Source organism: Psychrobacter sp. T6-1 (assembly GCF_052258445.1).
In genome coordinates, this window is the sequence record NZ_JBQQFC010000611.1 from 1 (window position 1) to 864 (window position 864).

Annotated in this window: 1 pseudogene; it reads right to left on the reverse strand. The window is 39.5% G+C overall.

From position 1 onward, the window contains the following. Positions 1-378 precede the first annotated feature (378 nt). Positions 379-864 (reverse strand): annotated as a pseudogene (locus ACTXGO_RS16490) (divalent metal cation transporter); the annotation flags it as partial.

An 864-nucleotide genomic window follows, 5' to 3' on the forward strand; every position in this document is an offset into this window, starting at 1 on the left:
GCTTATGATTGCCCAAATTTAAAATAGAAATTGTAAAATGATTGAATCTTTATCGACTTAGAGTACACTTAATCACTGACATTGAAAAGTCTTAAAATCATCTATTATTAAGTTAATAATGAATTTAAGTGTAACTAAGCTAATAGTATGCAATTTATGGATGATGTTATCTATTTGTTAGTGTTCAGCCGCTTATAGTATTCACATTACCCAAAATAGGTATGAGATATTTATGATTTATTTACATTTGGTTACATCTATCTTAATTCAACTGTTTTGATTTCATAGTCGTTACGTATTTTTATAAACAAAAAAGGTCTCACTAACGACGATAGTGAGACCTTTTTTATCGATAAGCTCTGTTTTGACGTTATAAATTTAGCCAAATAAACCTGCTAAGTTGGCTAAGAATAACAGCGCAAAACCGCCTAAAAACAGCAAGCCTGCGATAGAGTAGGCGTTCATGCCAGCGGACATTTTTTTGTGGCCTTTTACTAGTGAGTAATTAAGCCAGCCAAAAATCGGCGCTGAGACAAAGGCGGATATCATCGCAAACTTGAGCATAGCGCCTAGTTGTCCGGTAAAGAAGGTAATGATAACCAGACCACCACCGATGGCGTAGGTTGTCCAAAAGGCGACCTGTTTTTTGTTAATCTCGCTCTCGCCCTTCAGCAGACGCCAGCATTCAGCATTAGCGCGGCCATAGCCATCAGCGCAGGTAATCGTCGTGCCAAACATACACATAAAGGCGACAAAGGCGACGAGCAGACGCGACCACTCACCGATAGTGGCGGTATACATGTTGATCAGCTGATTGATATAAGCGCCGCCAACCAGTTCAATCTCTTGTCCTGACCCATACTG